Genomic DNA, 19,045 nt, shown 5'->3' with positions numbered 1-19,045 from the left:
CTCTTGTTTTAGCCAGTAACCAACTGCTTCGCTACGAGCTAACCCCAAATTTCTCAGCAAAGTAGTATTCTTTTCGGATTCATCGTACCAACCAATAATTCGGAGTACTTCATCGGCATGCTGGTCTAAGTAGATTGCCAAATCTTCTAGTGCTTGCTCAGCCTGAGGTGGCACTTGTAAACTAGCTCCCCCACGAGGAAAACGCACGTTCTCTATCGCCCGAATGTCAGCATCGCGCCCCTGCACTACCAGTTGCCCCCGAGGAAGAGAAGCCAGGCTGCTTTCAAAAATATCGGGACGATTCGTATCGGCATCACAATTCTCCCAGATCTCACACTGCCAGTAGTACGCTGAGAAAGAAGTCCAGCCAATAAGTACCAAAATTAGTAGCAGGTTTAGTTTCATAATTATTAGTCCACAGACGACGAATGATAGTCAACGGTTTTCATCTCCTCTCCTTTTCGGGCCTCTTTTTTTATTTTCTCAACATTCATATTTCACATCTCATATTCCGTATTTTCTTCCGTACATTGTCCGTTTTGTACGTATCTGAACAAAAATACAACGATCTGTTGAGGAGTCTTTATTTTTCGTAACTTTTTGGAAACAACTTGCTAATGGTATTAGTAAAAAATAGTAATTTGAACTGAAACAACATATCCAAATATACCAAATACTATTTTTATGGGATCTATTGCTATACCCCTTCCGTCTGTTGGCAGCCAACAAGATATTGAAGTAGACATCCGGGTGAACGGTCAGCTTCGTCAACAGAACTACCGAGTAGAAGTATTCTACTGGAAAGATTGCTACCATCGTCACAACCGAGCCGAATGTATTCGCGAGATTCTTAATGGGTACGACAAAGAGTGGCAACTATACTACATCGGCATGCCTACCGATGACTACGTACCTATTACCTTTATGAAGCGAAGCGCTTAACGCTACAGTAGCTTCTGTTGCTTTAGCTCGTCGCGCAATTCGCCCATACCAGGGTTCTTCAGCCATACGTCACCAATTTCTAATACCGGAAATTTAAGCTTTCCGTCGTAGTGGTCGCGCACTCGCTGGGCGGCTTCTTCGTTGTTTTCTACATCGTAGTAGGTAAAGTCTACCCACTCTCGTTGTAAGAAATTCCTAAAGCCACTGGTCTTTAAACACCAGTCCGCTCCGTACAAAATAGGTTGGCTACTCATTGCACTACACTTTTTGGGGTTGATAGCATTCCGGCTAACCGTTCAGCATTAGCAATCATAAATGGAGCTACCGCCATCGTCAAGATTGATACCGCTAGAAATATCTGATAGCTGTTTTCGGTAATCAGTTCGTTATCCATTCCACTTTTGGCTAATATAAAAGAAAACTCACCAATCTGGGCTAACCCAAACCCTACCATAAGCGAGGTGCGAATAGGAATCTTCAGTGCTCTTGAAGCTAAAAACCCTCCCATAATTTTAACTAGCACAATAAACATAAACCAAAAGGCGATGGCGGCCGGTTCCGTTAGAAAAACCCGGTAGTCTAACAGCATACCCATTGAAATAAAGAAAAAACTAATGAACACGTAGCGAAACGGAAGAATACACGAAATAGCCAAGTGATTATAATCTGTTTCAGCAATAATGAGCCCGGCAATAAACGCCCCCAATGCTAGTGAAAGTCCCATTTGCTGAGTAAGCAGGGTAATGCACAGTACTACCAAGATAGTAGCAATCAAAAATACTTCCTGATTTCGTGCGCGCATTACTTCTTTAAAAAACCGGGGAATGATAAATTTGGCTAGCCCCCAAGCTACTAGGGCAATACCCACTAGTTTACCTAACATCAGTAAGATAGTCATTATTCCCCCCTCGCTCTTTCCCGCAATAATGGGAGTAAACAGCATGAGAGGTACAATAGCAATATCTTGAAACAGTAGCATAGCCAGTATAGCTTTCCCGTGCGGGGTATTAATCTCTAGCCGATCTTGCAGTAATTTAATAACAATAGCAGTACTACTCAGGGCGGTAACAAAGCCCCAAAACACAGCTTCCGGTGCTTCCCGGTTCATACCTAGCATTAATATGGCAGTGATGGCAATGGTAAACAATACTTGTAGCAAACCTCCTAAAAGCACGTAGCGTTTGATCTTCATTAAGTTGCTAAACGAGAACTCAAGCCCTACAGTAAACAGCAGCAGAATTACTCCAATTTCGGCAAAGATTTCAACGTCGTGGGTATTTTTAAGCAGATCTAACGTGCTAGGCCCTACTAAAATACCAGTTATCAGGTAACCAATAATGTAGGGTATCTTAAGCATGTTGCATAGCATCACAACAACTACTGCTACCGCAAACAGAATAGCAATATCAGTGAGTACTGGAATTTCAGTGACAGCGGCAAGTATCATAGGTTAAATAATTTTCTTGAGTTAGTACCAAATCGTAAACGAAATATCGCCTATTATATACTTTATTTGAGTATCAGACGCTCAAATATACCAATCGGAATTTTATTAGCAAGCCCTCCATTTTGTATAACTTTTAGCCAACAAAAGGTTATACAAAATGTAGTACTACTATTATGTAGTGTATAATTTTTTTGGCTTCACTTATCTAACTTTTTGATTATGAAAATTGGTATTATATCGCATTTGAAATACCCTATTAAGGAACCATTTGCCGGAGGATTGGAGATGCATACGTATGCTTTAGCAGATGGCTTAATTCAACGCGGACACCAAGTACGCGTATTTGCCCCAGCTGATTCTGATGAGTGTTTAAATATCGAACCTATGCGCTTGAGTGCGCTAGACTACGAATCTTACCGGGACAGGGAGCCAAATGTAGAATACTTTAGCGAACAGTTTGTGCAAGAGCATCATGCCTACATGGATTTAATGAGTCGTTTGGTAGATGAAGAGTTTGACGTAATTCAGAACAACTCACTTAACTACATTCCGGTATCAATGTCTAATACTATTAGTGCACCAATGGTTACCACATTGCACACTCCGCCCATCACTTGGCTACAAAGTGCTGTCAAGTGCGAGCGCCGTCATGGTAAGATGCGTTACGTAACGGTTTCAGGGCAGAACGCTAAAGCCTGGCAATCGTTGGTTTCAGTAGACCAGGTTATTCATAACGGTATTAATCTTGATAAATGGCGTTTTAGTCCTCGGGCCGATACGGGGTTAGCGGTTTGGTTCGGGCGAATTACTCCTGAGAAAGGAACTCATCTGGCTATACAAGCCGCGCATCATGCGGGCTTACGCTTATGGTTAGCCGGGCCGATTTGCGATCAAGAGTACTTTGACGAGCACGTAGCTCCGTTGCTTAACCCCCAAGACAAGTACTTAGGCCACTTGTCGCATCGTGAGCTAATTGATGTTATAGGAATGGGAAGCGTGTTTTTGTGTACACCTTGCTGGGAAGAGCCCTACGGTTTGGTAGTTGCTGAAGCATTGGCGTGTGGCACTCCGGTAGCGGCCTTTCGGCGAGGGGCTATGTCTGAAATAATTACGGAGGAAACCGGACGCTTAGCGACACCCAATGACATTGAATCATTAGCTCAGGCGGCTATCGAAGCAACTCAACTTGATCGAAAAGCCTGTCGGCAACGGGCAGAAAATTTCTGTTCTATGCAGCATATGGTAGATCAGTACGTGGATTTATATACCAGTCTGACTAACCCAATTGAAATGATATGTCAGACTGCCGTGTAGGTTTTTACGTTCATCACCACGGGCGGGGTCACGCTCATCGTACCCGCGAAATTGTGGCCCATCTGTCGGGCACAGCCTACTTGTTTGGTACCGACCTGTCAGCGATAGAAGATATAGCTAGCCGACGCACTATTTGTCAGACACTCCCATCGGACACTAGCCAGACGGACTCTTACGCTGAAGACTGGCCGGAGGTACTACATTATGCACCGTTAGGCATTCCTACTATTCGAGGGCGAATGCACGCATTAGTCAACTTTTTTGAGAAGTATAATCTTGATCTGTTGGTAGTAGACGTATCCGTAGAAATAGCTTTACTTGCTCGCCTGTGCGGTATTCCCACTATCTATTCCCGACAGCATGGATACCGACAAGATCCTGCCCACGTTGCGGCTTTTCAAAGTGCTACTTCGCTACTAGCACCGTACCCTAGAGCGTGGGAAGAGCCTGAAACTCCTAACTGGGTTAAGAAGAAGACATTTTACGCTGGAGGATTTAGCCGACTTAACGATCAGACTCTATCCCAAAGTGACGCCAAGGAAATAGCTAGTATGTCCGCCCACCAGAAGCACGTAGTAGTGATGACAGGTTTTGGAGGTGAAGAAGAACCCTATCAGCTTTTGGCGGAGACGGCTCGGAAAAACACTCAGTGGCAGTGGTGGGTACTGGGACCTATTTCACCTTCCGCATCGTCACCAGATAATTTACATTATTTAGGAGTACAATCGAACCCCTACCCTTATCTAAAAGGCGCCGATGTAGTAGTTGCGTCGGCTGGAAATAATACCGTAATGGAGCTAGCGGAGATAAAAGCCCGCTACATCTGTATTCCCGAAGCCCGCCCGTTCGACGAACAATTAAGTAAAGCCCGATTGCTTGCTCGTAAGAATGCTGCTTTGGTACTTCCCCAATGGTCAAAGCCAAGTGTATGGGAGAACCATCTCAGACAGGTTCAACATACCGATACCGATGCTCTGAACTCTATTATCGCCGATGGGGCTGCTCGCCGAGCGGCTCAACATATTGAAGAAGTAGCTTACACCCAAAGAACTACCACTGATCTAACCGTATTAAATACTTAAAGTGAATAGTATAATTATTCACTGTTCATTGCTAAAAACCAGCCGGAGTTTCTTGGTAAGCAGCTTTAATCTCAGTAGAATTCGGATCGCGTACTATTTTTATAGTAGCTTCCTCTTCACTCCATTGGATAAGGCCACGATTGACGAACTCTTGCAACCACCCTTCCATCGGCCACGTCTGCCATTTCTCATAGAACCGGAGAGCGTTAGCTACTATATCCCGAAAGTGCTGAAGGGGAGGTCGGTATACCGCATGGTGCTGATGGTAGCAAGTAGCGGAACAAAGTGCGAACGAGATATTTTTATGGCGCGCCGTAAATGCCAAGTCGGTATCTTCCGCACCGTACCCTTGGTACTGCGTATCAAATCCACCAATTGCCTCAAAGTTCTTTCGGGTAATCGCAAAATTTAGCGACCAAAACAGCTCGTACTGATCCGTTGGCTCAACTAATTTGTTTACTACTGGACGACTAGGATGAGGCACTCCCCACTGCTCCAACTCACTAGTTTGCCAACTGGTAGGTAGCGCGTGTTTCGGTAAGTAGCGAATTTCTCCCATTATTAATCCATTAAATTGCTGGGTTGCTCGCAGATAGTCAGCTACTAACGTAGGGGAAGGAATACAGTCAACGTCCAGAAATACAAAGAAATCGTACTTTGCCTGGCGCACTCCTTCATTCCGCGCCTTCGCTAAGGGAATTTTTGTATCGCTAGAATTTACTTGATAGCGGTGCTGAGGGAACGACGTAGAGGGAAGCGAATACTTACTGCGCTCATTCATATGCACAATTACTAGCTCCTGAGGCAGTGTTGTAGATTGGTTAAGGCCTATAACTAAGTTCTCCAGATGAGATCTCCGTCCGTGCACCAATGTGATAACGCTCACTGAATTCATAAAAATAATTTTGTAATCAATTAGTATCTTATTAGTTAGATCAACAACCTTTGCAATATGTTTTCACTATCACCTAAAAATCAGCTAACCGAAGCTGAACAAACGCAGGGGTTGCGGTGGGTACTGCGCGATGGAGTAGCCGCCCAAACAATGATCACCCTTACCGGTGGCGCATTTCTGGTAGCCTACGCTCTTCAACTGGGGGCTAGCCACGCTCATATTGGTTTGCTAGCAGCGGTACCTACTTTAGCCAACATACTTCAACTGGTTTCTATTCGGTTGATTGAACGTTTTAGGAGTAGACGAAAAATTATTGTAAGCGCACTCTTTGTTGGACGGGCAGGTCTTTTTGTTATAGCGTTAATTCCCTTTTTGAATTCGGACTACGCTATCTTTTGGCTTATTGCAGCTACCATTCTGCTGCAAAGTTGTGCCGCCATTGCAACCGGCTGCTGGTCTTCATGGATGCGTGATCTTATTCCTACCCAAAAGTTAGGCACATTTTTTTCTCATCGGTTGCGCTTATCGCAGTTGGTAGGTGCAATACTAAGTTTGCTGATAGCTTTTGCTATTGATTACGTGAAGCGCACCCATCCGGCTCAAGAGATATATGCTTACGCGCTGCTGTTTTTATTAGGCGGTTTGGTAGGGTACGTAGGAGTATTCTTTCTGTATAAAACCCCCGAACCTCGCCCAATTGTTAATCGGATAGATTTTGGGGCGATGATTCGGTTACCATTTCAGCATCGGCCTTTTCGAAACTTAATATGGTATAGTGGGCTTTGGAACTTTGCTACCAATTTAGCCGCCCCATTTTTCACCGTATATTTGCTCCAGCGACTGAATTACGGTATTTCCACCGTTATTATTCTTACTGTTCTAAGCCAGGTAGCAATGGTAGTAAGTTTAACGTTGTGGGGTAAGTACGCTGATCGGTACAGCTATAAAGCTATTTTGAGTATTTGTGCACCCCTTTATTTAATTGGGCTGGTAGCCTGGACGTTTACTACATTACCCGATCCTCATGCCTTTACACTACCACTATTAATTCTGATCCACCTACTGATGGGATTCGCCACGGGCGGAACCAGCTTAGCGGCTAGTAGTATTGGGTTAAAAGTAGCACCTCAGGAACAGTCGGCGGTGTACTTGGCTGTTATTAGCATGAGCAATGCTCTAACTGCCGGAATAGCTCCTATTGTGGGAGGAATATTAGCTGATTTTTTTGTGCATCAAGAGCTTTCGCTAAGTTTAAACTGGAGCGACGAAACATCTAGCGTAGCAATTCAGGCCATTAACTTTCAGCAATTAGACTTCTTCTTTATTTTTGCCAGCCTACTCGGAGTACTTGCCCTTTATCGCTTGGGGTTTATTAGAGAAGATGGTGATGTTGATGAAAAAATAGTACTGCGAGAAATTCGCTGGGAAATTTCACAGGAAATGAAGAATTTATCCAGTATCGTAGGAACTCGCTCTATTGTGAAACTGCCCTTCTCGCTGTTCCAGAATATTCGGTCACGCACTCAGCGAAGAGCATAGAACAAATCAGTATTTCTACCATAATCATACATGAGTAAGAGAACCTTTCTTAATGGTTAGTGAGTCAACTACTTTGGTAATCTATTCGCAGCATCTCCGCAAAGGATATGTATGGACGCTCGAACCACTTCTCTTAGTGATACCCAAGTACAGCAAGGATTAAATTTAGTGCTCCGCGAAGGGTTAGCTACCCAAAGTATGATTGTTTTAACCAGCGGAGCTTTTCTAATTGCTTTCGCACTGGAGCTGGGAGCTAGTCCACTACAAATTGGGATTATTAGTGCTATTCCGTTGTATTCTAATGTACTACAAATACTTTCAATTGAATTAGTACGCCGTTGGCGTAGTCGCAAGCGAGTGGTAGTGGTTGGTACAATGATTGGCCGTAGCGCCTACGCTGGTATTGCTTTGCTACCGCTACTACCCAGTGGCGATAGTCGACTGTACTTGATGATGATAGCTTTGGCAATTCAGCACGGAATGGGAGCAATTTCTAACGGGAGCTGGAGTTCATGGATGCGTGATTTAATTCCTAAGAAACAGCGCGGACGATTTCTATCACACCGATTAGTGTATACTCAGATCATTTCAATAGTTTTGAGTTTAGGAGTAGCTATACTACTAGATCGCCTGAACGTTTACTATTCCGGCTCTGATCTAACCCTGTACGCGGTACTATTTATGGTTGGCTCGCTTGCTGGTATTGTAGGATCTTTATTACTAGCTAAAACCCCCGAACCTACGCAAGCTGACATTCCCCAGCCACTCCTTTCTCTATTAGCTCTTCCCTTTCGGCATGCTAACTTTCGTTGCCTGATGGCTTATATGGCCTCCTGGAATTTCGCAGTAAATGTAGCTGCTCCGTTCATTACCGTTTATCTTTTACAGACAGTAGGGTTGTCCATGACTTACGTTATTGGCCTCACTACGCTAAGCCAGTTGGGTAACATCGCGTTTTTTCGTTTCTGGGGCTATTACGCTGATCGGTTCAGCAATAAAACTATTTTACGGGTAAGTGCTCCTCTTTACTTGTTCTCTTTATTGGGCACTGTATACGCTACGTTACCCGAAGTCCACACTTTTACTTACTTGTGGTTAGTAATTTTATTTTTAATAGCAGGAGTAGGTACCGCGGGTACTGGATTAGCATCTAGTAGTATTGGATTAGCATTGGCTCCCAAAGAAAACTCGGTTGCTTACTTATCAGTATTGAGCCTCACTAATGCGATAGCTTCAGGTACTGCACCCATTTTAGCTGGTGCCTTAGCCAACTACATTCAGCACTGGAGTTGGACACTCGCTATTCCACTGAATGATGAAATGCTAACCATTATTAGTTTACAGCATTGGGATTTCTTATTTGTTTTATCCTTTATACTTGGGTTACACGCTTTGTACCGTCTTCGTTTAATTCGCGAACCAGGAGGAGCCCGAGGTCGCATTCTGGTTAGAGTGGTTTTAGCTAATATTCAGCAGGAGCAAAAATCGCGACAGCGTGGACCTTGGTTACTAAATATACCAGTATCGGTATATTCTGCGGTAGCTCGCCCGCAGCAGGAGAAAAAAATTAAGAAAGCGGCATAAAAAAAACAGGTACTCTTAGAAAGAGTACCTGTTTCAAGATTATGAGTCTTTAAACTCATATCCGTGCTTATACTTAGATCTTACGTTTGTTGTGATCTTTATCAAGGTCCACATCAGTTCGCTTGGCTGAAGTATCGTCAATATCTACTTCAGTTTCACGTACATTTTCTCGAATGGTCTCTTTGCGTTCCTCAACATCTTTATCAACGCTAATCTCTTCAGTTACGCGAGCTTCTTTGTTCACAACTGCTTCTTCTCTGTGCTCTGTCATCTCAATTTCACCATCAGCAAGATTGTCTAACTCAGCTGCAGTTGCTTCACGATCCACTGGATTTCTTTTCACATGTACATGCTCCGTACGCAGACGAAGAGTCTCTTCTACTGGTCGCTCGATGATTCGGCTTCGTACGCGTACTCCACCAGTTTCTACTTCGCGCTTACCTACTTGCAAATCTTCCTTAATTACTGGAATGCTTTTGTCGCCAGTGACTGCAGTAGCATCTGTAGAATGATGGCCAGAAACCTCACCCTCCATATCAATTGCTCCTAATTTATCTAAAATTGTGCTAGCTTTCTGTGCTTTATCTTTTGACTGAGCGTGCACAGTAACCATTGTTCCCTTACGGACCGCATTTTGATATTTGTCTTTATCTTTATGGTCATCAGTGCCGAACAACGTATCAAAGAATCCGCTGATTCCCTCATCATGCTGCTTCCGATCATTAACATTATAGCTATCGTAAGAGCTACCGTAATCTTCTGAAATGTCTACTTGGTTACGTTCAAATCCGTTATCAAGTAAATCGTCAAATGCCCTTTGGGCGTCATTTAAGCTGTTAAAAATTCCTACTACTGTCTGTGACATAGTTAAGTTTGTTTATAAGATTAAAAAAAAATTAAAATTTAGATTGATTTATTATCAACCTCAGTTTGATCTATACTTTCCCTAGTGATATTAACTTCCTCTTCTTTAAGATTAATGTTTACTCGCCGGGTTGTTTCTTCTTTTTTTCTAGTAACTCTAATTTCTTCCACTAACGTTATTTTTTTTTCAATAACTACCTCTTCGCGAAGCACTGGAATTATTAGAGTATCACCTTCATAGCGAGCAATTGGTTCTATTTCTACCACTTGTCCAATTGGAACTCGTTCTACCTGAACATTATCATGTTCTTCAGATACATCCAACTGTATATTGCGCTCGTTTACATTTTTAGCAATACGAACTTTAGCGGTGTCTACCGAGCGTTTGTCAATAACAACCCGTTCCTTTATAACCGGAATAGTATTTGTATTTGATTTTTCTTGGGTTGCCATAATAGTGTAGAGTAATTGTAATTTATTAGTCGCAACTGATAGTTTACTATCTAATTATTAATCTCTACTTCCTCAGTTACTGTTTCTTGTTCTACTTCTTCCTCTACAACTTCATAATCTCCCTTAGTATACTCAGTGTCTTTAGATCGAGTATATTCTTCGGTCATTGTATCAATCTTCACCGTTCTTTCCACTACTTCCTTTTCTACATCATATTCGGTAGTCGCGCCTACTGTATCAACTTTTTCCACTACTTTTTTATTTACATCGTAGGTAGTTTCAGCTTCAACGGTATCGGTACCCATTACTGTAGTCTCAGTACTAGTAGCAGTACCATTATTAGGGCTATCGCAAGCAGCTAAGAAAAAAATGCTAACTGCGACGCATCCAACTGTTTTAAAATAATTCATATCAAAAAATTTTTGTGGTTTAAAATTTATAGCTAATCCTCAGAGAAAAATAAAGCACCACAAAACTAAGTTATCATGTAAACTGTGATTCGCTGAGTTATTAGTTTTGCCAATGATATTGTAAAAACTGTGCCAACGCTATTAAACTAAACTAATAGTGATTTATCCGAAAAAGATGGGTAAGTAAAGCAACAACCGCGACTTTAGGCAACACTTTAAGTTATTGATTACCAGCTAGTGTGTAGTCATTTATAACTATTCCAGTGAGGTATGTCTACTAATTCATTGAGTTCTTTATCATCTAAAATGCATAGGCACTGTTTTAGACTTATATAAATCGCATTTCAGCCAATGATGCTGGAATGAAAATTAACTTTTTTAACCTTAATTTATTTTTTATGAACACTGCAACTGAAAAAAAAGCCGGATTAATAACTGGTGTGTTTAATACTCGCGAGAGTGCTGAACGAGCCTACGACTCACTAATCAAGAAAGGATATAAGCAAGATGAAATTACCGTCTTGATGTCGGATAATACTCGTGATACTCATTTTGCTGATAATAATGATCACGACAGTGATTTAGGTAATAAGGCGATGGAAGGTGCTGGAACCGGGTCAGCTATTGGTGGTACCACCGGAGCGATTCTGGGTGCGCTAGCTGCCACTGGACTATCGGTAGCTCTTCCTGGATTAGGTATTGTATTAGCTGGTCCACTAGCCGGCGCGTTAGCTGGAGCTGGTGCGGGCGGACTTACTGGCGGTATTATTGGTGCATTAGTTGGTGCCGGAATGCCGAAAGAGCGCGCTGAGCGTTATAAAGACCATATTAAAGAAGGTAGTATTGTTATTGGTGTCACCCCCCGTGACGAGAATGATGCTACTGCCATTCAGGACGAGTGGAATACGTACCAAGGTCAAGATATCTACTACAAATAGTAAGGTATAGAACTATCAATCTTAAAGTCTGCTGGGTTTACTTAGCAGACTTTTTTTATGTCCTTTACTCATTAATAGAAGTACTACTTCTTTACTTTCTTTATCACTCCATCCAGCATATTGATATCAAAAGAAACGTCTGATTCCGGATCTTGAATGACTGAAATATCGCCAGAAGACTCTAATACAACCGACTTCACTTGTTCATAATTGCATATACCATTTTGCCGAAGCTTAGATTTTAATTCGTCTTCGGTTATCATTACTGAGTTTAAGTTTTCCCGAATGACTTCACCGTTAAACATAAGCAGTACCGGTTGATTATCTACTAACTGCTTTACAAACCTCCATTTTTGTCGAGCTTTGGCAACCAATAGCTGAAAAATGTATAAAGCGGTTAGTGCTACAGTTCCCTCCACGATAGAAACTTCGGCACTGGTAATAGTAGTAGCTAATAGTGCCCCCATGGCTAACGTAATAAGAAAATCAAAACTGGAAAAATCTGAAAAGCTACGAAGCCCAGCAAGCTTGCTTCCACCTACGGTAATAACGTAAAACACCAAGCACGATAGCCCTACCCTTAATACATTCTGAATATCATCAAAAAACCATTCATTCATGATCGTACTTCTAGCATCTCGGAACGTACTTCCAAACGTGTGATAAACTTTTCGCCCTGAATGTCTTCCCATTCCCATCCGTCGGCGTGTATATGTCCAAACATAAGCATTCGGCGGGGTTCCAGTGACTCATATAGTTTTTCTCTAGCAACGCCACTAGTATTCAGTAGTTGAATACCAGTAAAATCTTCAATTAGATGAAATTTGGCGTATGGTGGGGACTCTTCCGATCTATCAATATGCGTAACCGTTTTCAAATAGGTGGTAAGGGCGCGACGGGTTAGTTGAAGTTCTAACTTACCTGGGCGAAGGTGTTCAGGAATATGGAATTGATACAGGGTTAGAGCCTCATCTAAGGAGGCTAATTTTAGTACAATATTTTCCGAGGAGTTGGAATTATGCATATGGTGCAAAATAGGATATGCTAAATGGTTTTGAGCATAGGTAAAAATCATGGCCGCTAAATCGGATAGCTGATTGTTAATTGCGGTAAAATCTTCACCATTAAAGCTATTAATAACAATCTGTTCGGATGACTCCCCTAATCCGGCGATTTGTAGACTTAATGCGCGTTTATGAATAGCATTAGATATAACAGGAACCAAATAGGTGATAGACATCGTGATAGTTACTAGTCCTAAAAATGAAACCAACGCAGTAAGTACTCGCCAAAAATTATTGCCCGGCACATAGTCGCCAATACCCAAGGTAGAAAGCGTGTACCCCACATGATAAATTTTCTCAAAAAGATCCGTAGGGGTTTTATTTTCCCCCTGTAGTATTGATTCAGGGAAAGCGTAGAAAATACAAACGAATCCACTCCAGATCATAATAATCCAGGTGAAGCTTAAAGCAAATATAATGGCAACTCCTATATACTCCAGTAGCGGACTTCTTCCGTTTTCACCCGATAATTTGAAAAAAAGTTTGAAGATGAAGCGATTGACTTTTTCGGCAAGTGGCCCTTCTCCCGAAGGTATATAAGCAGTTACGGCAAAATCATAAATAGCAAAGGCTACCAGCGCAATTCCAACAACAACTAAAAGAATAGATACAAGCATAGTATTATAAAAAAAAATAGCAAGCTCAATATGAGCTTGCTATTTAACAAATATTAAATAAAAAATTCTAAATGGCTAACATTCCACCAACAGCTGCTGCTGCTCCGGAAGCTATGGCCGTAGCAAATAGCCACCATGCCGCAGTGGCAGCAGTCTTACGAGTGTTCTCAGCTTGGTGCAAAGCTGCTTGCTTCGCTTGTTCGGTGCGACGCATCGTCTCTCGTTCTAATTCATCTACTTTAGTTAGAACCTGCTGACGGGTACTATCAACCTGATTACTAATATTTTCAACATCACGACGAGAAATTCTGTCGTTAGAAGTCAATAATGCCATAAATGTCTCCTTATCAAACTGGCTCAACCGGTTCTTCAGTATACCAGGAGCTGCTTTCGGATCATTCATCATCTTCTCTACATCCCACTTTAAGCTATCGTACTGAAGTTCGGGCCGATTAAGTCCGTCTAAATATTGGCGAATCTTATCTTCACCACCGTTGCCAGTGGATGTAGTGCTACTAGGAGCTAAGCTTCCGCCTGCTTCAGATTGAATAGCATTGGTACGGTTATCAGCTTGCGCTTTTTTCTGCTCCGCTTTATCCTGAACTTGAGAAGACTTATTAGCAACCCAATCAATAGCATCTTCCACGTAAGAAACCACTTTCTCCGCTTTGTCATGGTCCATTTTCTGATGGTTTTCTAATAAAGCTACTAGAGTACTTCGGTCCATTTTTCCTACTCGCTCGCTTAATATAGCTTGTGCGTTGCTCGGATTATCAATGATCTGCTGAATATCATTTCGGATAGCTTCAGGATCTAACTCACTGCGTTCAGTATCTTTTAAATAGCTTTCTATTTGCGTGATATAATTATCTATGTCTTCCTCACTGGCCGAGGTGAATTGAGCTGCTACCTTCTTCGCTTTCTCCTCGTTGGTATCACCGGCTTCTACTGCTTGCTTCGCCTGCTCAAAAGTACCTTTCAACTTCTTCACATCTTTCTTACTCAAGTTAGGCTGCTCAGAAGCTAACTTCACAAAAATTTCGGTATCTAATACGCCATCACCTTCAACGTCTGTCTTTTCTTCTAACCGAATGTCTTTTAGTAAGCCAATAAAATCTTGCTTTACTTGTTCATAATCAGGACCACTATTGGCAGTTTCCTCCATACGGTCTACGTACTCATCTACTTTATTGGTAAGCTGGCGAAGATCGAAAGCGTCCTCCATTTCGTGTCGCATTTTCTCAATAGCGTGATCGGCTATGTTCTCAATCTGTCCTTTTTGCGATGATGAGAACACATTTTGTACTGCAGATGCTGCACTACGCAAGCCTGACGTTACCGTATTTATTAAAGACCCTACCAAGGTGCTTACTGCCTTACTCTCTAAATAGGCTAGCACTGTGAAAAAAGTAGCCCAAATAACTAAGCCTAAGGTAATGCCGGTTAACACGTTGCCAATCAAACTCAGCTTCACTGCCAGTAGCGTAGCAAAAAACAACGCAATACTAGAAGTTATTAGCGTCCAAATTCCTACTCCAGAGCTAATTTTCACACCTAGTGGAGTACTACTGTCTGAAGAATCAGATGAATTAGAATTGCTGGACTCATTAGCTTGCTTTTCTACGTTGCCAATAGCCGAAAAACCAATGGCTACCGATAGTGAAGTAAGCAGTACTTGAAAACCAATGGCTAATAACACACCAGCTAAAATGCTGACAAAGAATTGCGGAGTAGCCACCACATCAGTTAGCGGCAGGTCCACATCTTGCGCGATACTTGAGCTACTAGCTAGTAGTACTACGCTCGATGTAAAGAGTATAATTCGCGATAATCTCATAGTTAAAAAAAGTTTGGTATAAAAATAATTAATAAAAATATTATATTGCTAACTTCTTTATCGTCCAAAAAAAGTTAGTTGGTAAATTAAGAAGATCTATTTTTTTTAGCCTGTCTCACTATATCTAGTGGCTATCAATTTCAACTTCCTCGCTTTCCTGTACAGTTTCTACTTCCTCTTCCACTACCTTATAGTTGCCTTTCTCTAGTTCACGGCTTTTCTCTCGGGTAATCTCCTTCGTAATAGTATCGACTTCCACCGTACGTTTTACCACCGTTTTTTCTATTTCATATTCTGTGGTAGCTCCTACTGTATCTACACTTTCAACTACTTTACGATTTACATCATAAGTAACTTCAGCCCCCACAGTATCTATACTAATTACTCTTGATTCACTCTCCGTAACTGTTGCTTGGTTAGTATCACAAGCTACTGCCGATAGTAATATTATTGGTAAAGAAAAAACCCATAGTTGTCGTCTTAAAAAAATCATGATATGCTAATTTGTGTGATAGAAAAAATTATGCTTCGGTTGAAGGATGGAAAATATTGTACCATCTACCCATAATTGGAGTATTGCAGTCTATTCCGCTATTGTGAGGATATAATTCCCCAGTAGTTCGGGAAAGTATTCCCACATTGCTCTTAATCAGGTTGGTTACGCTTTTGCTAATAAGAGAGTGATATTATCAGAAATCACTACTAAAAACTTTTTAAGCTATGTCTTTTCGTAAGATATTTAGCTATTTTAAAGAAACCTATCAAGAATGGTCTAATGATGATGCTTTTCAAAAAAGTGCTTCATTAGCCTACTACTCAATTTTTTCTATTCCGGCTTTAATGATAATTGTTATTAACATTGCTTCACTAGCTTTCGGACAGGATCAAGTACAGCAACAACTCACCGATCAAATTGCTAGCATGATGGGTACTGAAGCGGCCAACCAGGTAGAAACGATGGTTGCCCGATCCCGAGAAAATTCTAATTCCACGTTAGCCATTATCATCGGGATAGCCACACTACTCTTTGGGGCTACCGGAGTATTTTATCAACTACAAAAAGCCCTGAACGATGCTTGGGAAGTAGAACCCGATCCGGATTCAGGGCTCAAGCAAATGGCTAAAAGCCGTATTACTGCCTTAGGAATTGTGGTAGCTATAGGCTTTCTACTAATGATCTCGCTGCTAGTTACAACGGCACTCTCAGCAATGAGTGGCTGGATTCAACAACAACTGCCGGGTTTCCCCCAGTTCGTTTTCTATATATTGCAAGTTTTGGTATCTATTGGAGTAATTACAGTGCTATTTGCTGCCATGTTTAAGATACTACCGGATGCTAAAGTAGAGTGGCGTTCGGTTTGGGTGGGTGCATTGCTCACCGCTATCTTATTCACCATCGGTAAATTCCTGATTGGATTTTACATCGGTAAAACCGACCCGGCTTCCACCTTCGGAGCCGCAGGTTCTATTGTGCTTATTATGCTTTGGGTTTATTATACTGGGCTAATTTTACTTTTCGGGGCTGAGTTTACGCAGGTGTTCGCCCGTAATAAAGGTCATAGAATTGAACCAGATGAGCACGCCCGGCGCACCGCTGAATACCGCCTAAAAGAGAAAGAAAAGCAAGAAGCCTAGTCACGATGACTAATGATTAGTGAATATAAATCAGTAGAATAGTCGTTATTTGTCAATCGTTACTCATCATTCATTAATCATTAGAACAAATGTATCTACTACTACGCATCATATTGCTCACATTAGGAATGGCCTTCTCTGGGCTAATGTGGGCTCAGGAATCGGACAGTGCGTTAGTAAGCCAGCAAGCTACTACTCAGGCTGGAAGTATTAAAGAATATAGTGATGCCTATTATGTGCTTACCGAACTAAATAGAGGACTCAATTCACCTGACACTATACCTAATTTACAAACACCGCAGGCAGCTATTGAACAGTTCGTAATCAAGGGTCGAGAGAAAAACTATCAGGTCGCCGCGCAGGTGCTTAACCTGAATCTAATTCCAGACGATCAACAATCACAAGCTGCTACCGAACTAGCTCGCCAGTTGTTCTATTTACTGGAAAATGAAGTAGGTATTGACTGGGATGTGTTACCCGATCGCCCCGATGGGCTAATAAGCATACCCAATGCGAATGCGGGTACCAAAAAACTAGTAGGTCAGCCTCGTAGAAGTATTTTGATGGGTGGTTTAGTGTATCAAGACCGCGAATTGCCCATTAGATTACAGCGAGTTAAGGTAAAAGATCAATCACCGGTTTGGGTTTTCTCACCCAGCACGGTAGAAAATATTGGCTTAATGTACGAAGTGTACGGCCCTAGCCAATTGGCTCAACTCTTACCTAAATGGACGCAGTTTACCATATTCAATATGCCACTTTGGAAGTGGTTGGTATTCCTGATAATTACCGCAATATCCTATCTGGTAGCTCGATTAGGCTACGGATTAGCTCGCCGATTGAGCCGAAGAGCTAACGATGAACGTACTACCGCTATTATGAATAGTATTGCTACGCCAATTGCTTTTTTATTTGGCATAGGAATATTTTTACTGATCTCCAGTTTGAGTCAAGCGTATATCGGGCCAGTTTCCAGTTATTTTAATGGAATACTCTGGGTAGCTATCGTAGTGGCCTTTACCTGGCTACTTATGCGGGTTATCCACTACTTTTCTAACTACTTGGCTAAAAAGCATACCGCCGAACACCAGGAAGATGACGAAAAAGTAAATCGCACCTACCTCACTTATATCTCGGTTGCGCATCGGGCGTTGGTATTTATCGTAGTAGTAGTTGGTTTTGCCGTTATTCTTACCCAATTCCGTCCTATGAAAGCTTTAGGAGTCTCCTTGCTCTCATCAGTGGGTTTTATTAGTGTAATAGTGGGTATCGCGGCTCAGAGCACTATTGGGAATATTATCGCTGGTATCCAAGTCGCTATTACCCGTCCGGTGCGCATTGGCGATGCCGTGCTCTACGAAGGGAGCTATGGATGGGTAGAAGATATCACCTATACATATTTGGTTATCCGCACCTGGGACGAACGCCGGAAGATAGTGCCGCTAAAGTACTTTATCAGCAATCCGCTGGAGAACTGGAGTATGAAAAACCGAAGCGTTGTTCGGGCTATCTACCTCTATACCGATTACCGCATTGATGTGCAGAAAATCAGGGATAAGTATCAGGAGCTGTACGAAGAGGCTGAAGATTGGGACGATCAAACGGGGCCAACCGTTCAGGTTACGGCTATTAAAGAAGAAACCATGGAAATCCGCTTAGTGTGTAGTTCAGCAGACTCTTCCACCAGTTGGGATTTGCACTGCCGATTGCGAGAAGAAATGATGCGGTACGTTACCGAACTAGAAGATGGCTCTCACTTAAGTCAGCGAAGAGTTAAAGTGCTCGATCACCAACAGAAAGCTGAAGCAAACGGTGTTTCAAACGGTAAAGAGTCTAGTTACCAGTAAAGTGCATTAATACGCTTCGATAACCTGGCTTTGTTACGAACGAAGCCATCAATTAAGGTCCATTATATAACCATTGAGGAGGAAATTAGTAGTAATTACTTACTATTAGTCTCCTTTTTTTTATTGTTCTTAAGAAATGGCAAAGTAACTTCTTCATTTAGATAATTCCTTTGTTAAAGTGAGCAACTATAACTACGTTGTTTAGTCACTTCTGCCCGGCAGTTTCTCTATCATTTCATTAATTGCTACGGCACTATTCGTTCTGAATATTCTCGCTTGAACTATTACTCTAAAACCGAGTTAATTTTTTATTTCCTGATATACTCTTTTTACCATGCCTACAAACAAGACACTACCTATAGATATAACCCGTCATGGGGTAATTTTAGATGAAACCGAGCTATACTTTGAGAACGAAGGAGTATTTAATCCCGGTTGCGTTCAGAATGAAGACGGAATCCATATGTATTATCGGGCAGTGAGTGAGGGAAACTACTCCACTGTAGGGTACGCCCGCTTAAGCGATCCTACTACGGTAGCTGAACGATGGGATAAACCACTCTATACTCCTCAGCAC

20 protein-coding genes are annotated in these 19,045 nt (G+C 42.0%); 9 read left to right on the top strand and 11 right to left on the bottom strand.

The genetic code is table 11. The annotated features are described in order from the left end of the window. Positions 1 to 405 (bottom strand): hypothetical protein (locus WBA23_RS11580; protein WP_424582440.1); only part of this gene is annotated, 405 nt, incomplete at its 3' end. 279 nt (positions 406 to 684) lie between these two features. Between WBA23_RS11580 and WBA23_RS11575 the strand changes: the two genes are divergently transcribed. Next, positions 685 to 942: a hypothetical protein gene (locus tag WBA23_RS11575; RefSeq protein WP_424582439.1), complete on the top strand. Its 258-nt coding sequence runs from the start codon at positions 685 to 687 to the stop codon at positions 940 to 942. Between the two features lie 2 nt (positions 943 to 944). Here WBA23_RS11575 and WBA23_RS11570 read toward each other — a convergent pair whose 3' ends face one another. Both WBA23_RS11570 and WBA23_RS11565 read right to left on the bottom strand, forming a co-directional pair. Then, complete coding sequence (locus WBA23_RS11570) at positions 945 to 1,196, bottom strand: glutaredoxin family protein (protein ID WP_424582438.1); 252 nt, start codon at positions 1,194 to 1,196, stop codon at positions 945 to 947. After that, positions 1,193 to 2,389 carry a cation:proton antiporter gene (locus tag WBA23_RS11565; protein WP_424582437.1) on the bottom strand — a complete coding sequence of 399 codons (1,197 nt, stop codon included), beginning with the start codon at positions 2,387 to 2,389 and terminating at the stop codon, positions 1,193 to 1,195. Before WBA23_RS11565 ends, WBA23_RS11570 begins: the two co-directional genes overlap by 4 nt. A gap of 219 nt (positions 2,390 to 2,608) precedes the next feature. Between WBA23_RS11565 and WBA23_RS11560 the strand changes: the two genes are divergently transcribed. Further along, entirely contained in the window at positions 2,609 to 3,703 is a 1,095-nt protein-coding gene (locus WBA23_RS11560; protein WP_424582436.1) for a glycosyltransferase family 4 protein, read from the top strand. Continuing rightward, positions 3,685 to 4,785 carry a glycosyltransferase gene (locus WBA23_RS11555; RefSeq protein ID WP_424582435.1) on the top strand — a complete coding sequence of 367 codons (1,101 nt, stop codon included), beginning with the start codon at positions 3,685 to 3,687 and terminating at the stop codon, positions 4,783 to 4,785. Before WBA23_RS11560 ends, WBA23_RS11555 begins: the two co-directional genes overlap by 19 nt. A 31-nt stretch (positions 4,786 to 4,816) precedes the next feature. Here WBA23_RS11555 and WBA23_RS11550 read toward each other — a convergent pair whose 3' ends face one another. Next, the gene (locus WBA23_RS11550; protein ID WP_424582434.1) at positions 4,817 to 5,680 is read right to left on the bottom strand and encodes a glycosyltransferase family 2 protein; all 864 of its coding nucleotides are present in this window, start codon (positions 5,678 to 5,680) and stop codon (positions 4,817 to 4,819) included. A 57-nt stretch (positions 5,681 to 5,737) separates the two neighbouring features. Here WBA23_RS11550 and WBA23_RS11545 point away from each other — a divergent pair, with 57 nt between their 5' ends. Together WBA23_RS11545 and WBA23_RS11540 are read left to right on the top strand one after the other, a co-directional pair. Then, a complete protein-coding gene (locus tag WBA23_RS11545) occupies positions 5,738 to 7,219 on the top strand; it encodes an MFS transporter (RefSeq protein WP_424582433.1) in 1,482 nt (493 codons plus the stop codon). A gap of 111 nt (positions 7,220 to 7,330) precedes the next feature. Beyond that, on the top strand, positions 7,331 to 8,803 hold the full coding sequence (locus WBA23_RS11540; protein ID WP_424582432.1) for an MFS transporter: 1,473 nt from the start codon (positions 7,331 to 7,333) through the stop codon (positions 8,801 to 8,803). 73 nt (positions 8,804 to 8,876) lie between these two features. Here the strand turns inward: WBA23_RS11540 and WBA23_RS11535 are convergent, their stop codons facing one another. The 3 genes from WBA23_RS11535 to WBA23_RS11525 are packed head-to-tail and all read right to left on the bottom strand — an operon-like array spanning position 8,877 to position 10,530. Beyond that, positions 8,877 to 9,668: a YsnF/AvaK domain-containing protein gene (locus tag WBA23_RS11535; RefSeq protein ID WP_424582431.1), complete on the bottom strand. Its 792-nt coding sequence runs from the start codon at positions 9,666 to 9,668 to the stop codon at positions 8,877 to 8,879. Between the two features lie 38 nt (positions 9,669 to 9,706). Next, on the bottom strand, positions 9,707 to 10,120 hold the full coding sequence (locus WBA23_RS11530) for a YsnF/AvaK domain-containing protein (RefSeq protein WP_424582430.1): 414 nt from the start codon (positions 10,118 to 10,120) through the stop codon (positions 9,707 to 9,709). A gap of 50 nt (positions 10,121 to 10,170) precedes the next feature. Continuing rightward, positions 10,171 to 10,530 carry a hypothetical protein gene (locus tag WBA23_RS11525; RefSeq protein WP_424582429.1) on the bottom strand — a complete coding sequence of 120 codons (360 nt, stop codon included), beginning with the start codon at positions 10,528 to 10,530 and terminating at the stop codon, positions 10,171 to 10,173. Between the two features lie 398 nt (positions 10,531 to 10,928). Here WBA23_RS11525 and WBA23_RS11520 point away from each other — a divergent pair, with 398 nt between their 5' ends. Next, positions 10,929 to 11,468, top strand: coding sequence for a hypothetical protein (locus WBA23_RS11520; RefSeq protein ID WP_424582428.1), 540 nt, complete (start codon positions 10,929 to 10,931; stop codon positions 11,466 to 11,468). 83 nt (positions 11,469 to 11,551) lie between these two features. Here WBA23_RS11520 and WBA23_RS11515 read toward each other — a convergent pair whose 3' ends face one another. From WBA23_RS11515 to WBA23_RS11500, 4 genes are all read right to left on the bottom strand, one after another. Then, positions 11,552 to 12,088: a DUF421 domain-containing protein gene (locus WBA23_RS11515; RefSeq protein WP_424582427.1), complete on the bottom strand. Its 537-nt coding sequence runs from the start codon at positions 12,086 to 12,088 to the stop codon at positions 11,552 to 11,554. Next, positions 12,085 to 13,149, bottom strand: a complete 1,065-nt coding sequence (locus WBA23_RS11510) for a potassium channel family protein (protein ID WP_424582426.1) — start codon at positions 13,147 to 13,149, stop codon at positions 12,085 to 12,087. The genes WBA23_RS11515 and WBA23_RS11510 overlap by 4 nt, the downstream gene beginning before the upstream one ends. Positions 13,150 to 13,216: 67 nt before the next feature. Further along, on the bottom strand, positions 13,217 to 14,986 hold the full coding sequence (locus WBA23_RS11505; protein ID WP_424582425.1) for a hypothetical protein: 1,770 nt from the start codon (positions 14,984 to 14,986) through the stop codon (positions 13,217 to 13,219). A gap of 124 nt (positions 14,987 to 15,110) precedes the next feature. After that, positions 15,111 to 15,479 carry a hypothetical protein gene (locus tag WBA23_RS11500; protein ID WP_424582424.1) on the bottom strand — a complete coding sequence of 123 codons (369 nt, stop codon included), beginning with the start codon at positions 15,477 to 15,479 and terminating at the stop codon, positions 15,111 to 15,113. Between the two features lie 227 nt (positions 15,480 to 15,706). Between WBA23_RS11500 and WBA23_RS11495 the strand changes: the two genes are divergently transcribed. From WBA23_RS11495 to WBA23_RS11485, 3 genes are all read left to right on the top strand, one after another. Then, the gene (locus tag WBA23_RS11495) at positions 15,707 to 16,621 is read left to right on the top strand and encodes a YihY/virulence factor BrkB family protein (RefSeq protein ID WP_424582423.1); all 915 of its coding nucleotides are present in this window, start codon (positions 15,707 to 15,709) and stop codon (positions 16,619 to 16,621) included. Positions 16,622 to 16,710: 89 nt separating this feature from the next. Beyond that, positions 16,711 to 18,468 (top strand): mechanosensitive ion channel family protein, encoded by a 1,758-nt coding sequence (locus WBA23_RS11490; RefSeq protein WP_424582422.1) that lies wholly within the window; start codon positions 16,711 to 16,713, stop codon positions 18,466 to 18,468. 334 nt (positions 18,469 to 18,802) lie between these two features. Further along, on the top strand, positions 18,803 to 19,045 hold a 243-nt coding region (locus WBA23_RS11485; protein ID WP_424582421.1), incomplete at its 3' end, for a hypothetical protein.

This window comes from Tunicatimonas sp., from assembly GCF_049647865.1.
Taxonomy (GTDB): domain Bacteria; phylum Bacteroidota; class Bacteroidia; order Cytophagales; family Cyclobacteriaceae; genus Tunicatimonas.
This window is presented reverse-complemented; position numbering and strand designations above follow the sequence as displayed.

Bases quoted from the DNA above. Each gene is read 5' to 3' on its own strand.
- WBA23_RS11575 (WP_424582439.1), top strand. From the start codon at position 685: ATGGGATCTATTGCTATACCCCTTCCGTCTGTTGGCAGCCAACAAGAT.
- WBA23_RS11565 (WP_424582437.1), bottom strand. From the start codon at position 2,389: ATGATACTTGCCGCTGTCACTGAAATTCCAGTACTCACTGATATTGCT.
- WBA23_RS11515 (WP_424582427.1), bottom strand. From the start codon at position 12,088: ATGAATGAATGGTTTTTTGATGATATTCAGAATGTATTAAGGGTAGGG.
- WBA23_RS11510 (WP_424582426.1), bottom strand. From the start codon at position 13,149: ATGCTTGTATCTATTCTTTTAGTTGTTGTTGGAATTGCGCTGGTAGCC.
- WBA23_RS11500 (WP_424582424.1), bottom strand. From the start codon at position 15,479: ATGATTTTTTTAAGACGACAACTATGGGTTTTTTCTTTACCAATAATA.
- WBA23_RS11495 (WP_424582423.1), top strand. From the start codon at position 15,707: ATGTCTTTTCGTAAGATATTTAGCTATTTTAAAGAAACCTATCAAGAA.
- WBA23_RS11530 (WP_424582430.1), bottom strand. From the start codon at position 10,120: ATGGCAACCCAAGAAAAATCAAATACAAATACTATTCCGGTTATAAAG.
- WBA23_RS11540 (WP_424582432.1), top strand. From the start codon at position 7,331: ATGGACGCTCGAACCACTTCTCTTAGTGATACCCAAGTACAGCAAGGA.
- WBA23_RS11535 (WP_424582431.1), bottom strand. From the start codon at position 9,668: ATGTCACAGACAGTAGTAGGAATTTTTAACAGCTTAAATGACGCCCAA.
- WBA23_RS11550 (WP_424582434.1), bottom strand. From the start codon at position 5,680: ATGAATTCAGTGAGCGTTATCACATTGGTGCACGGACGGAGATCTCAT.
- WBA23_RS11570 (WP_424582438.1), bottom strand. From the start codon at position 1,196: ATGAGTAGCCAACCTATTTTGTACGGAGCGGACTGGTGTTTAAAGACC.
- WBA23_RS11560 (WP_424582436.1), top strand. From the start codon at position 2,609: ATGAAAATTGGTATTATATCGCATTTGAAATACCCTATTAAGGAACCA.
- WBA23_RS11490 (WP_424582422.1), top strand. From the start codon at position 16,711: ATGTATCTACTACTACGCATCATATTGCTCACATTAGGAATGGCCTTC.
- WBA23_RS11520 (WP_424582428.1), top strand. From the start codon at position 10,929: ATGAACACTGCAACTGAAAAAAAAGCCGGATTAATAACTGGTGTGTTT.
- WBA23_RS11545 (WP_424582433.1), top strand. From the start codon at position 5,738: ATGTTTTCACTATCACCTAAAAATCAGCTAACCGAAGCTGAACAAACG.
- WBA23_RS11555 (WP_424582435.1), top strand. From the start codon at position 3,685: ATGTCAGACTGCCGTGTAGGTTTTTACGTTCATCACCACGGGCGGGGT.
- WBA23_RS11505 (WP_424582425.1), bottom strand. From the start codon at position 14,986: ATGAGATTATCGCGAATTATACTCTTTACATCGAGCGTAGTACTACTA.
- WBA23_RS11525 (WP_424582429.1), bottom strand. From the start codon at position 10,530: ATGAATTATTTTAAAACAGTTGGATGCGTCGCAGTTAGCATTTTTTTC.